This window comes from Sedimentitalea todarodis (assembly GCF_032595355.1).
GTDB lineage: Bacteria > Pseudomonadota > Alphaproteobacteria > Rhodobacterales > Rhodobacteraceae > Sedimentitalea > Sedimentitalea todarodis.
The window spans coordinates 464061-482696 of record NZ_JASMWN010000001.1 but is presented as its reverse complement, the minus strand read 5'-3'; the positions used below and the strand labels follow the sequence as shown (position 1 = coordinate 482696).

General features: G+C 60.7%; 16 protein-coding genes. 5 read left to right on the top strand and 11 right to left on the bottom strand.

The window, feature by feature from the left end; all coding sequences use genetic code 11:
- Window position 1: 1 nt before the first annotated feature.
- Window positions 2-217, bottom strand: a complete 216-nt coding sequence (locus tag QO231_RS02320; protein ID WP_316772834.1) for a twin-arginine translocase TatA/TatE family subunit — start codon at window positions 215-217, stop codon at window positions 2-4.
- Between the two features lie 216 nt (window positions 218-433).
- On the opposite strand from QO231_RS02320, the gene QO231_RS02315 reads away from it, so the two are divergent.
- Entirely contained in the window at window positions 434-1099 is a 666-nt protein-coding gene (locus QO231_RS02315) for a helix-turn-helix transcriptional regulator (protein WP_316772831.1), read from the top strand.
- 26 nt (window positions 1100-1125) lie between these two features.
- Here the strand turns inward: QO231_RS02315 and QO231_RS02310 are convergent, their stop codons facing one another.
- From QO231_RS02310 to QO231_RS02295, 4 genes are all read right to left on the bottom strand, one after another.
- Entirely contained in the window at window positions 1126-2184 is a 1059-nt protein-coding gene (locus QO231_RS02310; RefSeq protein ID WP_394356558.1) for an ABC transporter ATP-binding protein, read from the bottom strand.
- A 126-nt stretch (window positions 2185-2310) separates the two neighbouring features.
- Window positions 2311-3264 carry a glutaminase gene (locus QO231_RS02305; protein ID WP_316772825.1) on the bottom strand — a complete coding sequence of 318 codons (954 nt, stop codon included), beginning with the start codon at window positions 3262-3264 and terminating at the stop codon, window positions 2311-2313.
- An 8-nt stretch (window positions 3265-3272) separates the two neighbouring features.
- The gene (locus tag QO231_RS02300) at window positions 3273-4394 is read right to left on the bottom strand and encodes a hypothetical protein (RefSeq protein ID WP_316772823.1); all 1122 of its coding nucleotides are present in this window, start codon (window positions 4392-4394) and stop codon (window positions 3273-3275) included.
- 1 nt (window position 4395) lies between these two features.
- The gene (locus QO231_RS02295) at window positions 4396-5175 is read right to left on the bottom strand and encodes an SDR family oxidoreductase (protein WP_316772820.1); all 780 of its coding nucleotides are present in this window, start codon (window positions 5173-5175) and stop codon (window positions 4396-4398) included.
- A gap of 133 nt (window positions 5176-5308) precedes the next feature.
- Between QO231_RS02295 and QO231_RS02290 the strand changes: the two genes are divergently transcribed.
- From QO231_RS02290 to QO231_RS02275, 4 genes are all read left to right on the top strand, one after another.
- The gene (locus QO231_RS02290) at window positions 5309-6916 is read left to right on the top strand and encodes a peptide chain release factor 3 (protein WP_316773075.1); all 1608 of its coding nucleotides are present in this window, start codon (window positions 5309-5311) and stop codon (window positions 6914-6916) included.
- 45 nt (window positions 6917-6961) lie between these two features.
- Complete coding sequence (locus tag QO231_RS02285) at window positions 6962-7699, top strand: hypothetical protein (RefSeq protein WP_316772818.1); 738 nt, start codon at window positions 6962-6964, stop codon at window positions 7697-7699.
- The gene (locus QO231_RS02280; RefSeq protein ID WP_316772816.1) at window positions 7699-8622 is read left to right on the top strand and encodes a glycosyltransferase family 2 protein; all 924 of its coding nucleotides are present in this window, start codon (window positions 7699-7701) and stop codon (window positions 8620-8622) included. Before QO231_RS02285 ends, QO231_RS02280 begins: the two co-directional genes overlap by 1 nt.
- A gap of 181 nt (window positions 8623-8803) precedes the next feature.
- Window positions 8804-10216 (top strand): DEAD/DEAH box helicase, encoded by a 1413-nt coding sequence (locus tag QO231_RS02275; protein WP_316772813.1) that lies wholly within the window; start codon window positions 8804-8806, stop codon window positions 10214-10216.
- Between the two features lie 45 nt (window positions 10217-10261).
- Here QO231_RS02275 and QO231_RS02270 read toward each other — a convergent pair whose 3' ends face one another.
- The 6 genes from QO231_RS02270 to nuoL are packed head-to-tail and all read right to left on the bottom strand — an operon-like array spanning window position 10262 to window position 18635.
- Window positions 10262-11929, bottom strand: a complete 1668-nt coding sequence (locus tag QO231_RS02270; protein ID WP_316772810.1) for a ribonuclease J — start codon at window positions 11927-11929, stop codon at window positions 10262-10264.
- Window positions 11930-11933: 4 nt separating this feature from the next.
- On the bottom strand, window positions 11934-12707 hold the full coding sequence (locus tag QO231_RS02265) for a type III pantothenate kinase (RefSeq protein ID WP_316772808.1): 774 nt from the start codon (window positions 12705-12707) through the stop codon (window positions 11934-11936).
- An 11-nt stretch (window positions 12708-12718) separates the two neighbouring features.
- On the bottom strand, window positions 12719-13468 hold the full coding sequence (locus QO231_RS02260) for a biotin--[acetyl-CoA-carboxylase] ligase (RefSeq protein WP_316772807.1): 750 nt from the start codon (window positions 13466-13468) through the stop codon (window positions 12719-12721).
- 58 nt (window positions 13469-13526) lie between these two features.
- Window positions 13527-14966, bottom strand: coding sequence for an NADH-quinone oxidoreductase subunit NuoN (gene nuoN / locus QO231_RS02255; protein ID WP_316772806.1), 1440 nt, complete (start codon window positions 14964-14966; stop codon window positions 13527-13529).
- A 13-nt stretch (window positions 14967-14979) separates the two neighbouring features.
- Window positions 14980-16521 carry an NADH-quinone oxidoreductase subunit M gene (locus tag QO231_RS02250; RefSeq protein ID WP_316772805.1) on the bottom strand — a complete coding sequence of 514 codons (1542 nt, stop codon included), beginning with the start codon at window positions 16519-16521 and terminating at the stop codon, window positions 14980-14982.
- Complete coding sequence (nuoL, locus tag QO231_RS02245; RefSeq protein WP_316772803.1) at window positions 16521-18635, bottom strand: NADH-quinone oxidoreductase subunit L; 2115 nt, start codon at window positions 18633-18635, stop codon at window positions 16521-16523. Before nuoL ends, QO231_RS02250 begins: the two co-directional genes overlap by 1 nt.
- Window position 18636 lies beyond the last annotated feature (1 nt).

Below are 18636 nucleotides of genomic sequence, written 5' to 3'. Positions count from 1 at the left end.
TTTACACCTTGTCCTTGTCGGTTTCCGGCGTCACGTCCTTGGCGGTTTCCGAAGGGTCATCGTCCAGCTCTTTCTGACCTTCGCTGATGCCTTTCTTGAACGAGGTGATCCCCTTGCCCACCTCGCCCATCAGCGAACTGATCTTGCCGCGGCCAAACAGCACCAGCACCACGATTGCAATCAGCAAGATGCCGGGAAGGCCAATATTGTTCAACATGTCCGTCTCCTCAGATTCGCGCAGGCCTCGATTCCGGGCTGCACTGCAGAATTCTTCTGCTTTCTATGCATCTCGCCATCAGCGTGAAAGTCACATTGCCCCTGATTTCGCGCACTTGGTAGATTTCCTGCACTGCGAATTGGCTGCTTGATGCATTACTGACGTGATTTTGTCAGTAATGATGGACGTTCTGGTGTCGCTGTGGCACCAAGCGGCATGGCCCGTACCGACCGCCTTATCACTTTGATCGGCATTCTGCGCGACGGGGCGCTGCACCGGGCGCAGGATCTTGCGGCCCGGCTCGATATCTCCGTGCGCACCATCTATCGCGACATGGATCGGTTGCTGGCTGCCGGTGTGCCAGTGCAGGGCACGCCGGGCACCGGGTACAGGATGGCCGACACAATCGCCCTGCCCCCGCTGCATCTCGCGCCAGCGGAACTTGACGTCTTGCAACTCGGCATCGCCATCGTGTCCGAAGCCGCCGACCCGAATCTCAGGGCCGCCGCGCAGACACTCGCCAACAAGATCGACATGGCGCTGCCCGCTGAAACCATCGCCGAAGCGGACGCGTGGAAGACGGCCCTGTCGCCGATGGCCGATGCCGCGCGGGGCCTGTCGCATATGACCATCCTGCGCAGCGCCATCGACGGGCGACAAAAGCTGCGGCTGTCCTATCGTGAAACCACGGGGCAGCTTGACGATCGCATCATCCGACCACTGAAACTGGAAAGCTGGGGACGGGCCTGGCTGCTCACGGCGTGGTGCGAAACCTGCGATGATTTCCGTGATTTTCGCCTGGATCTGATCGAAAACGCGACGCCGCTGCCCGAACTCTTCACCGATGAACACGGCAAGCGGCTTGCGGATCGCCGGAGCTAGGCCTTTTCGCCTGCCGAACGCAGCTCTCAGGCCGCGAACACAAAACAGCGATTGCGCCGGATTGTCAGCCACATGACCTTGCCCGGCGCTGGCAGGAAGACGTTTGGAACCGTCGCCTTTATCACCGAGGCGTCATGCGACATGCGAAACTCGATCAGGCTTTCGTGGCCCATGAACCGCGCCCGTTCCACCACGCCGCGCGCCGCAACGCCATCGGTCGGCGTCGGCAACGGGCCGGAGCCGCCGCGGTCGAAATCAATGCGCACATGCTGGGGCCGGAACACGATATCGACGTCGGTGCCGTCGGGAATGCCCGGCGCAAGGAACTGGCCAAACGGAGTCTGTGCCAGCGCCCCGTTAACTTGCGCGCGCAACATATTGGCATCGCTGAAAAATGACACTGACGCCCGGTCAACCGGACGGGTATAGACATTATAGGGTGCGCCCTGCTGCACGATCCGCCCGTCGCGCATCAGGGCAATTTCGTCCGCCATACGCATCGCTTCCTCGGGTTCATGCGTGACCAGCAGAACAGCGGTATCCTCTTCCTTGAGCAAAGTCAGCGTTTCGTCCCGGATCCCGTCGCGCAGCCGGTTGTCCAGACCCGAAAACGGCTCGTCCATCAACATGATCCGCGGTCGCGGCGCCAGGGCCCGTGCCAGCGCGACCCGTTGCTGTTCGCCACCCGACAGCTGGTGCGGATAGCCATCTATGAATTGCAACAGGTCCACCCGACGGAGGAGTTCCTCGACCCGCGCCCGTTTGTCATCACGGCTGCCGGTCAGGCCATAGGCGACATTGCCCGCCACGCTCAGGTGCGGAAACAGCGCGAAATCCTGAAACATCAGGCCAATCTCGCGTCGCTCCGGCGGCACCCGGAACACCGTGTCACAGACCAGCTTGCCATCGACCCAGATCTCGCCGCTGTCCTGCATCTCCACGCCGGCGATCATCCGCAGGGTCGTGGACTTGCCACAGCCGGATGGCCCAAGCAGACAGGTCACCTGCCCCGGCTCAATCATGAGCGAGACGTCATCCACCACGGTGCGCCCGTGGAACCTCCGCGTCAGGTTGCGGATCTCCAGCCGGGGAGCGGATCGCGTTGGTGCAGGTTGCGCTGTTCTGACGTGCTCCACCGGGGTCCCCTTGGCCGTCCCGATCAAAACCATCGGGTTTCAGCGCAGATAGCAATCCCCAAGGCCCTGCGCAACCTAGCGCGGGGCAAAGACCGACCATCCGGTGCGCAGCGCCAGTTGTTCAAGCGCCTGCGAGGCCAGATGCGAATTGCCGACCGCATTCAGGCCGGGCGACCAGCAGCCGATGGAGGCCTGCCCCGGCACCACCGCCATGATCCCGCCGCCAACACCGCTCTTGCCCGGCAGTCCAACCCGAAAGGCAAATTCGCCCGAGCCATCGTAATGCCCACAGGTCAGCATCAGCGTATTGATCTGCCGTGCCATGCGGGCCGAGATCGCGCGCGCGCCGCCCGGAGACAGGCGGCCGTCAAAGGCGAGGAACCGCCCCGCAGCCGCCAGCTGTTCGGTGGTCATGGCAATGGCGCAATGATGGAAATACACCCCAAGCGTCAGTTCCGGCGGGCTGGTGATTGTCCCGAAACTGCGCATGAAGTTGGCCAGGGCCACGTTTCTGAAACCGGTTGCCAGTTCCGAGCGCGCCACGTCCGGATCAATGGCGATGTCCTCGTCGCTCGCCAGGAACCGCACGAATTGCAGGATCTCGCCCAGCGCCTCCTTGGGGGCAAACCCACCCAGAATGCTGTCGGTGACGGCGATCGCACCGGCATTGATGAACGGATTGCGTGGCAGACCCTTTTCATGCTCCAGCTGCACGATCGAATTGAACGGATCGCCCGACGGCTCACGCCCCACCCGCGCCCACAAACGTTCGCCCAGCCGGCCAAGTCCCAGTGCCAGGGTGAACACCTTTGACACGCTCTGGATCGAAAACCGGGTCTGCGCGTCGCCGCCTGAAATCACTTCACCATCCTTGGTGATGATCGTCAGTGCGAACTGGTTCGGATCGATGCGCGCCAGCGGCGGGATATAATCCGCGACCTTGCCTCGCTCGGTTTCGTCCGCCATCTCTTTGGAGATTTCGGCGACGATGTCGTGCAACCGCTCACTGGACAGGTCTTGCTTCGCCATGCCGCTCCCTATTGCGCCTTCAGTTCAAACGTTGCCTCGGCCCGCACCCGACCATTGATCTGCAATTCAACACGATGCTGTCCGGGATAGAGCCGAAACGTGGTCGCGTCCCCTTTAAGCCGGTGCGATTTGGTCACATCGGCCACCTTGCCTGCCGGCAGTTCGATTTGTTTCAGCTTGAACACCTTGGCCGTCAGATCTCCATTCGCCTTGCGTCGCCAGAATACATAGTCAATCAGCGCCCGCGCGCCCGTTTCCGAGTGCAGCGCAACAGCCAGGGGCAACATATCGCCGACGGCCACGCGGTCCGGCACATCAAAGCGCAGCACCTCGATATCTGCATCCGCATCGTAGCCCAGCATTGCCAACGCCCCTGCGTTGCCTGCCTTGACCAGCCCCCGCAAGGCGTGCTGCGTCATCCACTTCAGTTCTGCACGGCTCTGCGTGCCCTGCGCGCGCCACTGCTCCAGCCGGTCCATGACCAGATCGGGATCCTTCTTGCTGATGTCGTTCAGGTGATTGGCGACGGAGCGGGTGACATATCGCGTCCGGTCCCCCTGCAGTGCATCCAACAGGGGCAGCGGCACAGAGATGTCCAAATCAACCGATTGCCCCCAGGGCAAACGCGGGCGACTGCCCTCGCTCACCAGTCGCCGCACGTGATAGCTGGGATGCGTGGTCCACCTTTGCATTCGCGCAAGCACGCGTTCCGGCCAGCGGTTCAGAAACGGGCGAATCGCCCACTCCATCGAGAACCTCTGGGTTGTCTCTTCGATCAGATCAAGCGACAGGTCGGGGGTCTCAAGCCCCCGCAAGACGATCAGGTCTCCCAGCGGGGCAAAGATGAAATCGCCGAAATCATCATCTGTCCGGTCCGGATCGAGTGGCGGCGGCAGGGCCGCAAGCAGCACCGGACCAATGTCCTGCAATGGGCCACTCAACTGCCCGCCAAGACAGTCCGCGATCCACGCGATCCGCTGTTTCAGCTCCAGCTCGGGCAATCGCTCCATCACCTGTTGTTCAAACAGATCAGCATCGAACCCGGCGGCGGCGGCCCCGAAAAGGCCGGCCAGATAACGCACCTTTTCGGCGTTGAACAACTGATCCTTCAGCGAGAACCCCTGTGCCATCTCACATGGTCAGATTGGTTGCGCCGCCATCGAGCAGGATGTTCTGACCCACGATGAATCCGGCGTGCTGGCTGCACAGAAAGGCACAGGCTGCGCCGAATTCCTGCCGCGTGCCATACCGGCCCGCGGGGATCGTCGCCGCTCTCTGCGCCTGTGCGTCTTCGAGTGACAAACCCTGTGCCTTGGCAACGCCGCCATCCAGAGAGACAGCGCGATCAGTCGCGTGAATGCCGGGCAACAGGTTGTTGATGTTCACACCGCTCCCGGCCACCTGCCGCGCGGTTCCCGCGACATAGCCGGTCAATCCGGTGCGGGCGGAATTGGACAGGCCCAGCACTGCGATCGGGGCGCGCACCGACTGGCTGGTGATGTTGATCACCCGGCCCCAACCCCGGTTGATCATCCCCGGCATCAATGCCTTCATCAAGGCAATCGGCGCCAGCATGTTGGCATCCAGCGCCTTGATGAAATCATCCCGGTCCCAGTCAGACCAGAGCCCCGGAGGCGGCCCGCCCGCGTTGTTGACCAGAATGTCCACACCTGTGGCGGCCTCGATCACGCGGGCCTGCCCCTCTGCGGTTGATACATCGCCGGCCACGGTAACGACCTCGACCCCGTGGGCATCCCGGATCACTTGCGCGGAAGCTTCCAGCGCCTCGGCGCCGCGCGCGTTCATCACGAGGTCGACACCAGCCTCGGCCAGCGCCTCGGCGCAGCCCAGCCCCAGCCCCTTGCTGCTTGCACAAACCAGTGCCCGCTTGCCTGCGATTCCCAAATCCATGTCTGACCTCCCGATTGTTTTCTGTCCCTCGCATAGCACCGCTATTGTCAGCAATGCCAGCGAATGCCGCAAGCGCGCAAAGGCGGCCGTCGATTTTCTTGCGCTTGGTGCGTTCCTTACCTATACGCGCCTCATGCTGGACACCGCTTCAAATCGCCCCGAATTGCCGCCCGAAATCGCGCGTCGCCGCACCTTTGCGATCATCTCGCATCCCGATGCGGGCAAGACGACGCTGACTGAAAAGTTCCTGCTTTACGGTGGTGCAATTCAGATGGCCGGTCAGGTCAGGGCAAAGGGCGAGGCACGGCGGACCCGATCGGACTTCATGCAGATGGAAAAGGACCGTGGCATCTCGGTCTCGGCCTCGGCCATGTCGTTTGACTACAACACCTTCCGCTTCAATCTGGTCGACACGCCCGGCCACTCGGATTTCTCCGAAGACACCTATCGCACACTCACTGCCGTCGATGCGGCGGTGATGGTGATTGACGGGGCCAAAGGTGTCGAGAGCCAGACCCGAAAGCTCTTCGAGGTCTGCCGCCTGCGCGACCTGCCGATCCTGACCTTCTGCAACAAGATGGACCGGGAAAGTCGGGATGTCTTTGAGATCATAGACGAAATTCAGGAAAACCTCGCCATCGACGTGACCCCTGCCAGCTGGCCCATCGGGCAAGGGCGCGATTTTGTCGGCTGCTACGACATCCTGCGCGACCGGTTGGAACTGATGGACCGGGCCGATCGAAACAAGGTCGCGGAGAGCATTGAGATCAATGGGCTTGATGATCCTGCGCTCGCTGAACATGTGCCTGCCCAGCTTCTGGAACAATTGCGCGAAGAGCTCGAGATGGCCCGCGAATTGTTGCCGAAACTCGACCCGCAGGCGGTCTTGGAAGGCCACATGACGCCGATCTGGTTCGGCTCGGCGATCAACTCGTTCGGGGTCAGGGAACTGATGGACGGCATCGGCACCTATGGCCCTGAACCTCAGATTCAATCTGCCCAGCCCCGCCAGATTTCGCCCGAAGAAACCAAGGTTTCGGGCTTTGTCTTCAAGGTGCAGGCCAATATGGACCCAAAGCATCGCGACCGTGTCGCCTTTGTGCGAATGGCGTCGGGTCATTTCAAACGCGGCATGAAGCTGACCCATGTGCGATCGAAAAAGCCGATGGCGATCACCAACCCGGTGCTGTTTCTCGCCTCCGACCGCGAACTCGCGGAGGAAGCCTGGGCCGGGGATATCATCGGCATACCGAACCACGGCCAGCTGCGCATCGGCGATACGCTGACCGAGGGCGAAGCGCTGCGGGTGTCGGGTATCCCGTCCTTTGCGCCCGAACTGTTGCAAGGGGTGCGCGCGGGCGATCCGATGAAGGCCAAGCACCTGGAAAAGGCGTTGATGCAGTTTGCCGAAGAAGGGGCCGCCAAGGTATTCAAACCGGCAGTTGGATCGGGTTTTGTCGTCGGCGTTGTCGGCGCGCTGCAATTTGAGGTTCTGGCCAGCCGGATCGAGCTTGAATACGGGCTGCCGGTGCGGTTTGACGCGTCGCAGTTCACCTCGGCCCGCTGGGTGAGTGGTGACAGGCAAGCCGTTGATAAGTTTGTGAATGCCAACAAGCAGCACATCGCGCATGACCATGATGGCGACATCGTGTACCTGACGCGCCTGCAATGGGACATCGACCGGATCGAGCGGGATTATCCCGACGTTCACCTGACCGCGACCAAGGAAATGATGGTCTGAACCGATGGGGATTTTCACCGCACCACCCCCGGTGTAAGCAAAGGTATGGATCAACGCGACCCGACCTATGACGGTGGCCTTGCGGGCATGCTCGAGCGGTACAATACCCGCCGCAGGCCCTACAACCCCGCCGCCGTGGCCCTGCCACCGCTCGACACCGACCTTGCCGCGCTAGCGGGTCAGATCGTTACCGAGGACGACCTGATTGTTCAGACGCCAACACGGTGGGCTCGTAAACGGGCCCGGATCGCCAGCGAGTTTCCCGGCAAGTCACAGCTCGCCCTGCTCAACGCGCTGCTCATCTCGAACCTGCGGAAACACAGCGCGCCCGACCATGTCCCCGCTCTGTTTCAGCGGATTTGGCGTGAACAGCATGTTCACCTGATCGATCAGCTTGATCTGCGCTGGAAGGTGTCGTCTGTCATTACCTTTGCCGATCATGGCGGATCGGATTTGCAGCGGCAGGTCGGTCAGGCCCTGCGGATGCTGTTCTCGATGATGAAACTCTACGAGTTCGAACGGCTCTTCAGCGGACTGCCCCCCGATCAGCCCCATTCGGTCAGACGCCGGGTGCATACCGCCCTGCCTCTTGAGATGGAGGATTTCTCGATCCGCAAGGGTGGGCTCGATGTCAACATCCTCGCCCCGGTCTGGGAATTGGCCTTGACCGATCCGGTGATCGCGCCATTGGCAGATCATCTGATGCAGGAACTGAACCGCGATCCGGCAAACATCTTTCGCCGCCTGAGCAAGATGCGCCAGCAGTTTCAGGACAAGACCTGATGCAGTGGGGACTCGTTGCGACAATCAAGGCCCCGACCACGGCAACGCTGAACTTCGTCGCGCATCACCTCGAGTTGGGCGCACACCGGATCTATGTCTATCTGGACGAGCCCGACCCGGCCACGTTTGCATTGCTCAAGTCCCACCCAAAGGTGCGGGTGACGACCTGTGACGACGCCTATTGGTCAAAGCACCCCAGACGGCCAAAAAAGCATCAGGTCCGGCAATCATCCAACGCCACCCATGCCTATGGTCGGGCCGAGGTGGATTGGCTCGCACATATCGACGTGGACGAGTTCCTGTGTTCGGACGCACCGATCATCGACCAACTGGCAGCCCTGCCTGACAAGTCCCATTGCGCCCGGCTCTATCCGGCCGAGGCGCTTGCCGGGGACGGTTCGGCATTCAAGCTGACCCATCGGACACGGGCCGAGCGTGCTGCCTGTGTCGAGCGGCTGTATCCAACCTACGGGCGATATCTCGACGGCGGATTTCTAAGCCATGTCGAAGGCAAACTCTTTGTCAGAACCGGCCTCTCGGATGTGACCCTTCGCATCCACAATGTGTTTCAGGGAGAAATCAAGAACCCCGGCGAGCGGTCGCTGGATCAGATCACCCTGTGCCACTGTCATGCGCAGAACTGGGACGCGTTCATCGCCGCCTATCGGTTCAGGCTGGAACGTGGGTCGTACCGCGCCGATCTCGCCCCCATGCGCCCGGCCACCGACAAGGGCGTGACACTTCACGCATTGCTCATGTCGATTGATCAGAGAAACGGCGCGGATGGTCTGCGCAGATTCTACGACGAACTTTTTGCCGATACGCCTGACCATCGCCAGCGCCTGCAGGACGAAGGGCTCTTGTACCGCTGCGATCTGCAATTGGCGCGATCACGACGGAAACAATTTCCCGATTTTAGCTGACAATGCGTCAAAGCGGAAACAATCGGAAAATAGCACGCGATTATGGCAGGTCCGTTTGACCGCTGCGTCCCTTTTTGTTAATGCACGCAGACGAGCCAACATGCGCACAAGCGCAGGACCGATGTGGTCCGGCTCTGACATGACGGCGGGCCAAATGAGTGTCCGCAACACACGGACACAAATGACAAAATTTTCTGAACTGAACCTGAATCCAAAAGTACTCAAGGCCATTGAAGAGGCAGGGTACGAATCCCCCACCCCGATTCAGGAAGGCGCCATTCCCCCTGCCCTCGAAGGCAAGGACGTTCTGGGCATTGCCCAGACCGGCACCGGCAAGACCGCAGGCTTTGTGCTGCCGATGATCACCCTTCTGGCGCGTGGCCGTGCCCGCGCCCGAATGCCGCGCAGTCTTGTGCTGTGCCCGACGCGGGAACTGGCCGCGCAGGTGGCCGAGAACTTTGACACATATTCCAAGCACGTCAAGCTGACCAAGGCCCTGTTGATCGGCGGCGTCAGCTTTGGCGAGCAAGACAAACTCATCGACAAGGGTGTCGATGTTCTGATTGCAACGCCGGGCCGCCTCCTGGACCATTTTGAACGCGGCAAGCTGCTCTTGACCGGCGTGCAGATCATGGTGGTGGACGAGGCCGACCGGATGCTCGACATGGGATTCATCCCGGATATCGAACGCATTTTTTCGCTGACGCCGTTCACCCGGCAGACCCTGTTCTTTTCGGCCACGATGGCGCCCGAGATCGAACGGATCACCAACACGTTCCTGTCGGCCCCGACACGGATCGAAGTTGCACGGCAGGCCACCACCGGCGAGAATATCACGCAATCAGTGGTGATGTTCAAAGGCAGCCGCAAGGATCGTGAGGCCAGCGAAAAACGCAACGTGCTGCGCGCCCTGATCGATGCCGAGGGCGAAAAATGCACCAACGCAATCATCTTCTGCAACCGCAAGACCGATGTGGACATCGTCTCCAAGTCGCTGAAGAAATACGGCTATGACGCGGCCCCGATCCACGGCGACCTGGATCAAAGCCAGAGGACCCGCACATTGGACGGCTTTCGCGATGGATCGCTGCGTTTTCTGGTGGCCTCCGATGTGGCGGCACGCGGACTGGATGTGCCTGCGGTCAGCCATGTGTTCAACTTTGACGTTCCGGGTCATGCCGAGGACTATGTGCACCGGATCGGTCGCACCGGACGCGCCGGGCGTGATGGCACAACGATGATGATTTGCGTGCCGCGGGACGAAAAGAATCTCGCCGATATCGAGCGGTTGGTTCAGCGCGAGATACCGCGCCGTGACAATCCGCTGAAATCCGCGCCACCGAAGGCCGAGCCGGAGCCGGTCAAGGAAGAGGCGGTTGCCAAACCCGAGCGGCGCAGCCGGACGCCCAAGAAGCCGGAACCGGAACGGGCACCCGCAGAAGCGAGTATCAAAGAGAAGCCGAAAAACGAATATCGGTCTTCGTCTCGCGGCCGGTCATCCAACCGCGATTCCGGGGGCAACAAGGTTGTTGGAATGGGCGATCATCTGCCCAGCTTTATCGCGCTGAGCTTTGAAGAGCGTCGGGCCGGTTAACACCCGCCCGACCTCTGGTTTGCGGGCTGGCAAGGCCGGAGCGGGTTACCGCATCCGGCTGATCACCACCGTCACTTCCGGTTTCTTGCCGATCTCGGCCTGCGCGGTCTGACGCGCCGTGCGTCGCAGGGCCTCTTCCAGCTTGTCGTCGTCGCGCAGGGTCTTGTTCCCGGCACGGCCCAGATACTGGCTCAGATCTTCTTCCAGGACCTCGACCAGCAACGCGTTTGAACGCCCGGTTTCCGCCAATCCGCTGGTGTCACACCAGGGCTCGCCAAGCGGTTCATCCTTTTCATCCAGAATGACCGTCACGGTGATATGCCCGTTCAGCGCCATACGGATGCGGTCGCGCACAACCCCGTCCATCGCGCCGATCTTGACCGAGCCATCCAGATAGGTTCGACCGGTTTCGATGTATTCCGCAACGCTCGGTGCGTTGCCGGACAGGTCCATCATCATCCCGTTGACCACGACCGCACCCTGATAGCCCCGCGCAATCGCCAGCTTTGCATGTTCGCGCAGATGGCGGTGTTCGCCGTGCATCGGGATCACCATCTGCGGGCGGACGATGTCGTGAAGCTGTTCGATATCAGGCCGGTTTGCGTGACCCGAGACGTGGTATTTTCCGTTGCTGTCATCGACAACATCAACGCCCATTTCGCTGAACTGGTTCATCACGCGAATCACGCCGCGCTCGTTTCCGGGGATCGTCTTGGATGAAAACAGGAACATGTCGCCCTCTTTCATCTCGATCCCGCGATATTTGCCACGTGCGAGTTGCGCGCTGGCCGCGCGGCGCTCGCCCTGGCTGCCGGTGACCAGCAACATCAGGTTCTCGCGCGGCACATCGCGCGCGGCCTCATCGCTGATGGTGTTCGGAAACCCGTGAAGAACGCCGGTTTCCCTGGCGGCCTCGACCATCCGCTCCATGGCGCGCCCCAGGAGCACGATAGAGCGCCCCGCGCGTTGCCCCGCCTCGGCCAGGGTTTTGACCCGTGCCACGTTGCTGGCGAATGTCGTGGCGACCACCATGCCCTTGGCACCAAGGACCAGTTCTTCGATCGCCGGGCCAAGACCAAGTTCGGATCGTCCCGGATCAGGCGAGAACACGTTGGTGGAATCACATACCAATGCCCGCACGCTGCCCTTGCAGACTTCGGCCCACAGGTCCGGGTCAAACGCTTCGCCGACGACCGGGGTCGGGTCGAGCTTGAAGTCGCCACTGTGGATCACGCGCCCGTCGGGCGTATCGATGACCAGCGCGGCGCTTTCGGGGATGGAATGCGAAATCGGCAGGAAGCCGACCTTGAATGGTCCCGCCGTCACCTGCTCGGGCCAGGCCGAAACTGTCTGTACTGCATCCTCGGGATGGCCACGCTCCGACATCTTGCGCCGGGCGATATTGGCGGTAAAGACCCGTGCATAGACCGGCGCGCCAAGATCGCTGTAGAAATGCGACACCGCGCCCACATGATCTTCGTGCGCATGGGTGACGAAAATCGCATCCAGCCTGTCGGCCCGCTCTTTCAGCCATGTGATGTCGGGCAGGATCAGATCGACACCGGGCGACCCATCCATGTCAGGAAAGGTAACCCCCAGATCAACAAGGATAAAGCGTTCCTTGTCCGGCGCGCCGTATCCGTAAAGATAGGCGTTCATGCCAATTTCGCCTGCTCCGCCAAGCGGCAGATAAATCAGTCTCTTGCTTGTCATTCGATTACCCGTTGTCCTTGTTAAATTGATGGATCACGGTAAGACCGTGCATTGTCAGGTCATCTTCCATCACGTCAAACAGCTCCGCGCTCTGCTGAAACAGAGGTGCCAGCCCACCGGTTGCAATCACCCGCATGTCGCGGTCCCGCTCGGCCTTGACGCGGGTACAGATCTCGCGGACCAATCCGACATAGCCCCAGAAGATGCCCGACTGCATACAGCCCACGGTATTGGTACCGATCACCTTTTGCGGATTGCTGATATCCACATGCGGCAAAGCGGCGGCAGCCATGTGCAACGCCTCGAGACTCAGATTCACGCCGGGCGCGATCACGCCACCAATATAGGCTCCTTCCTTGGCCACAACATCAAATGTTGTTGCTGTGCCAAAATCCACCACGATCAGGTCGCCACCATGGCGATCAAAGGCACCAGCGGTATTGACCAGACGGTCAGGACCGACCTGCGTACCCAGATCCACGCGCGGTTCGTTTGGCAACAGGCAGTCCGGCTTGCCCACGACGATCGGCCGGCAGCCAAAGAACCGATCGGTAAAGACCCGCAGATTGTACACCACGCGTGGCACGGTGGAGGAAATGATGACCTCGTCGATGTCCACCTCGATCCCATAATGTTTCACCAGGGTCGAATACCAGGTGAAATAGGCATCGGCCGTGCGTGCATGATGGGTTGATGTGCGCAGCGTACACAGGAACTGTTCGCCGTCCCATATGGAAAAGACGGTGTTCGTGTTGCCGCAATCAATGGCCAGAAGCATGAGCGTCTCTCCTAGAAATAGACGTCGGCCGCCGGGATGGTCACACGGCCTTTGCTGGTGTTTAAGACAAGGTTGCCCTGCGCGTCCACCGTCTGAAAGGTGCCGGTGGTTTCTCTGTTTCCGGTCCGCGCGGTGATCACCTCGCCCAGTCGTGCCGCACGATTCAGCCATGCGGTGCGGATCGGTTCAAAGCCATAGGTCGTGAACGTGGTTTCATGGCGGGCATAGGCGGCAGCGAGGAAGGTCAGGAACGTTTCGGGATCGACCTCGGCACCGGTCGCCGAAAAAAGGGATACCGGCGGCACCGCGCCCGGCTCGACCATCGCAGGCAAAGGCGCATCGGACAGGTTCACCCCGATCCCGATCGCCAGATGCGCCATTTGCGTACCCTGCCCTGTGCTCTCCAGCAATATGCCCGCCAGCTTGCCACCATTCAGCAGAACATCATTGGGCCATTTCAGTGCAAACCCTTCGCTGCGCCCACAGACCCCGACACAGGCATCAAACAAGGCCAGCGACGCGGCAAAGGACCGGAGCGCCGCCACCGCCGGGGGTTCGTGCGGGAACAGCACCAGAGTGGCCGCGAGATTGCCCTTGGGATTGGACCAGGGTCGCCCCCGCCGTCCGCGCGCCGAAGTCTGCCGATGCGCCATGATCCATTCCGGACCGGACAGGCCGGGTGCAATCCGTGCCGCTTCGTTCAGGGTCGAATCCACCTCGTCCAGCACACGTCTGCCATAGCCATCAGGCCACTGGGTCATGCCCGCATCATTTCAGCGTCATCCGCAATGCAAGGGGTTCGATGCCGAGTGACAAGGTTCAGTTGAGCAGCGTTGCCGCCGCGGCGGCCGCTGCGCCTTCGACGCCGAACATGTTGATGATGCCCAACAGCGTGACTGCGGCCGATGCCATCAGAAAGCCCCAGAGCACCGGCGAAGAATTGGTCTCAAGTTCATCACCCTCTTCGCCGAAATACATGTAATAGACGATCCGGAGATAATAGAACGCACCAATGACCGATGCGATCACACCCGCAACGGCCAGCCAGGCCAGACCACCATCATAGGCTGCGCGCAGCACATAGAACTTGCCAAAGAAGCCCAGCATCGGCGGCACACCGGCCAGCGAGAACAGCAGGACCAGCATCGCCAGCGCCCGCCCGGGTTCTCGCCGGGCATAGAGGTTGAGGGACGTGATGTCGGTGACAGGGCGCCCGTCTTTCTCCATCATCAGGATAAACGCAAAGGTGCCGATATTCATCGTGACATAGATCGCCATGTAGATCAGCATCGCCTGCACGCCGAATTCCGTGCCTGCCGCCAGCCCCATCAGCGCAAATCCCATATGCGCGATCGAGGAATAGGCCATCAGCCGTTTGATATCGCGCTGCCCGATCGCCGCCACGGCACCAAGGAACATCGAGAGCACCGCAAGCAGGGCAATCACCTGCTGCCAGTCCGCAACCGCGTGTCCGAACGCATCGTGCAGAACCCGCGCGAAGAGGCCCATCGCCGCCATCTTTGGCGCCGTCGCAAAGAACGCAGTCACCGGTGTCGGAGAGCCTTCGTAGACGTCCGGTGTCCACATGTGGAACGGAACCGCGCTGACCTTGAAGGCCAGGCCCGAGATCACGAAGATCAGGCCAAAGAGCAGACCCAGCGAAACCTCGCCATGCTGTGCGGTCTGAATGATGCCTGAGAACAGCGTGGTGCCGGCATAGCCATAGACCAGCGATGCCCCATAGAGCAGCAGACCGGAACTCAGCGCGCCGAGGACAAAGTACTTCAGACCGGCCTCGGTCGATTTCACGCTGTCACGTCGCAGGGCCGCAACCACGTAGAGCGCCAGCGATTGCAGCTCCAACCCCATGTAGAGCGACATCAGATCGCCCGCGCTGACCATCATCATCATACCGACAGCAGCCAGTGCCACCAAGAGCGGATACTCGAACCGCAACAGGCCCCGGCGCGCCATGTAGTCCTGGCTCATCAGCAGAACCGCCGCTGCGGAAATCAGGATGATCACCTTGGAAAATCGCGCAAATCCATCGTCCACGAACATCCCGCCAAACGCGACGTTGGTTCCGCCGCCACGGGTCGCGATGAAAAATGCGAGGATCAGCATCAGGGCGGAAGTCGCCCAGACCAGAGCAGGCCCGAGCCGATCCTTGCCGGTATAGGCAGCCCCGAGCAAGGCGAACATGGCAAAGACCGCCAGCACGATTTCCGGAATGATTACGCTCAGATCAGCCTGGATCATATGCCCGGCCCCCTCAATTCGATGCGTGCTGGGTGGCGGCCTCTGCCGCTGCCAGCGCAGTGTCATATGTCGAAATCAGTGCCGTTGTCGATGGCCCGATGATGTCGGTGACGAGCGATGGATAGACGCCCAACAGCAGGGTCATCGCCACCAGCGGCGCAAAAATCACGCGTTCGCGGGTGGACATGTCCTGAATGGTGCGCAGGCTTTCCTTGATCAGGTCGCCAAACACGACGCGGCGATACAACCACAGCGCATAGCCAGCGCTGAAGATCACGCCGGTGGCGGCAACGGCTGTCACCCAGGTGTTGACCTGAAAGGCCCCCATCATGGTCAGGAATTCGCCAACAAACCCGGACGTGCCCGGCAGGCCCACATTGCCCATGGTAAAGAACATGAACACCAGCGCATAGGCCGGCATCCGGATCACCAGACCGCCATAGGCCTCGATATCGCGGGTGTGCATCCGGTCATAAATGACCCCGACACAGAGGAAGAGCGCGGCCGAGATAAACCCGTGGCTGAGCATCTGGAAGATCGCACCATCGATACCCTGCTGGTTGGCGGCAAAGATACCCATGGTGACAAAGCCCATATGCGCCACCGAGGAATAGGCGATCAGCTTTTTCATGTCTTCCTGCACCAGCGCCACCAGCGAGGTGTAGACAATGGCAATCGCACTCATCCACAGGACCACCGACGCCATCACATCCGCCCCGACCGGGAACATCGGCAGGCTGAAACGCAGGAACCCATAGCCGCCCATCTTGAGCAGGATCGCCGCCAGCACGACCGACCCTGCCGTCGGGGCCTGCACGTGTGCGTCCGGCAACCAGGTGTGAACCGGCCACATCGGCATCTTGACCGCAAAGCTCGCAAAGAACGCCAGGAACAGGAGCGTCTGCAGTCCGCCGACAACTTGCATCCCCATGAGGCTGAAGGTCTCACTGGCGAACTCATGCGCCAGCAGCACCTCGATATCCGTGGTCCCCGCATCCGCGAACATGGCGACCATCGCAACCAGCATCAGCACCGAGCCGAGGAAGGTATAAAGGAAAAACTTGAAGCTGGCATAGATGCGTTCCTTGCCACCCCAGATGCCGATGATCAGGAACATCGGGATCAGGCCAGCCTCGAAGAACAGGTAGAACAGCACCAGATCGAGCGCCACGAACACACCAAGCATCAGCGTTTCAAGCAGCAGGAAGGCGACCATGTATTCCTTGACCCGTTCCGTCACGTTCCAACTGGCCAGGATGGTCAGCGGCATGATGAACGTGGTCAGCATGACGAACAGAACGCTGATACCATCAACGCCCATCTTGTATTGCAGGCCCAGCAGCCATTCAGACTGTTCGACGAACTGGAACCCCGTGTTGGAGGGATCGAACTCGAAATAGATGCCGAGCGAGACAAGGAAGGTCACGCTGGTTGCGAACAGTGCTACGTATTTCGCATTGCGCTGCGCCGCCTCGTCATTGCCGCGCAGGAACACCACCAGGATCAACGCCGCCAGGGCGGGGACAAAGGTGACAATGGAAAGGATATTGTCCATCAGTGTGCTCCTCCGCCGATCGTCATCCAGGTGACGAGGGCCGCGATGCCAAGCACCATCCAGAAGACATAGGTAAAGATGAAACCGGACTGCGCGCGCCCTGCAAGGCGGGTGAAGAACGGGATGATGCCCAACGCCACGCCATTAAGGAAGCCGTCAATGACATTGCCATCGCCGCGCTTCCAGAACAGGCGTCCGATCCCGAGCGCCGGTTTGACAAAGATCGCATCGTACAACTCGTCAAAGTACCACTTGTTCTTGAGGAACAGGTAGAGCGGGCGCTGGCTTTCGGCCAGACGCGCCGGAAGGGACGGATTGACGATGTAGAACCAGATCGCGATGCCCAGACCCAGAACCATCGCAACGAACGGAGATACCTTGACCCAGACCGGAGCCGCATGGGCGTCGTCCAGAACATGGTTGTCAGGCCCGAAATAGATTGCGCCCTCGCCCGGTTTTCCGACAAAGGCGTAGTGATGCTCGCCTTCCGCGCCATGCCCTTCGTCGGCATGGGAGTCTTCGGTTGCCGTGCCGTGGTCGGCTGCCTCGCCATGCGCGCCGTCTTCGCCTTGCGCCGATGCCTCGGCAACCGGGATGCCATAGAACTTGCCCACCTGATCGGCGTGACCAAAGAAGCTGCCATACCAGATCATTCCGGCGAAGACCGCGCCAAAGCTGAGCACGCCCAGCGGGATCAGCATGGTCATCGGACTTTCATGCGCGTGTTCATGCGTATGCTTGTCACCGCGTTCCTCGCCAAAGAAGGTCAGGAAAATCAGCCGCCAGCTGTAGAAACTGGTCATCGCGGCGGCAATCACCAGCATCCAGAACCCGTAGGATGATCCACCGGCAAACGCGCTCTCGATGATCGCATCCTTGGACAGGAACCCGGCAAACCCGATCGACGTCAGCGGAATGCCGACACCGGTAATCGCCAGCGTGCCGATCATCATCGCCCAATAGGTATAGGGGATCTTTTTGCGCAGGTTGCCGTAGTTGGTCATGTCCTGCTCGTGGTGCATCGCGTTGATGACCGAGCCCGCCCCAAGGAACAACAGCGCCTTGAAGAATGCATGCGTGAGCAGGTGGAACATCGCGGCGGAATACATGCCGACACCGGCGGCAACGAACATATAGCCCAACTGTGAACAGGTCGAATAGGCGATCACGCGCTTGATGTCGGTCTGCACCAGCCCCACGGTCGCAGCAAAGAACGCGGTCGTGGCCCCCAGCACGGTGATGAATGCGGCCGCTTCGGGCGCAAATTCAAACAGCGGCGACATGCGGCAGACGAGGAACACCCCGGCGGTCACCATGGTCGCGGCATGGATCAGGGCGGATACCGGCGTCGGGCCTTCCATCGCGTCCGGCAACCAGGTGTGCAGGATCAACTGCGCCGATTTGCCCATCGCCCCGATGAACAGCAGCACACCGATCAGGTTCGCGGCATTCCATTCGGTCCACAAGAAGCTGAGCTGCGTTTCCGCGAGGGTTGGCGCGGCTGTAAAGATATCGTCCAGCTTGATGCTGTCGACCAGAAAGAACAGCGCAAAGATGCCCAACGCAAAACCAAAGTCACCAATCCGGTTGACCACAAAGGCCTTGATCGCGGCGGCATTGGCCGAGGGTTTGCGATAATAGAAACCGATCAGCAGGTATGAGGCAACGCCCACGCCTTCCCAGCCAAAGAACATCTGCACCAGGTTGTCGGATGTCACCAGCATCAGCATGGCGAAGGTAAAGAACGACAGGTAGGCAAAGAAGCGCGGCTTGTAGCTTTCGCCCTCTTTCCACTGTGGATCCTTGTCCATGTAGCCAAAGCTGTAAAGATGCACGAGGGCAGAGACCGTGGTCACCACGATCAGCATGATCGCCGTCAGTCGATCCAGCCGGATCGCCCACTCGGTCGCCAGCGTGCCGCTTTCGATATAGCGCAGGACCGGGATTTGCGTCGTCACGCCGTCAAAGGAAAAGAACACGACCCAGGACAGTAGGCAGGCCAGGAAGAGCAGCCCGGTCGCCACCCACAGGGCCGCCGTCTCGCCTATGAACTTCCAGCCGAACCCACAGATCAGCGACCCGACAAGAGGGGCAAAGAGGATGATGGTTTCCATT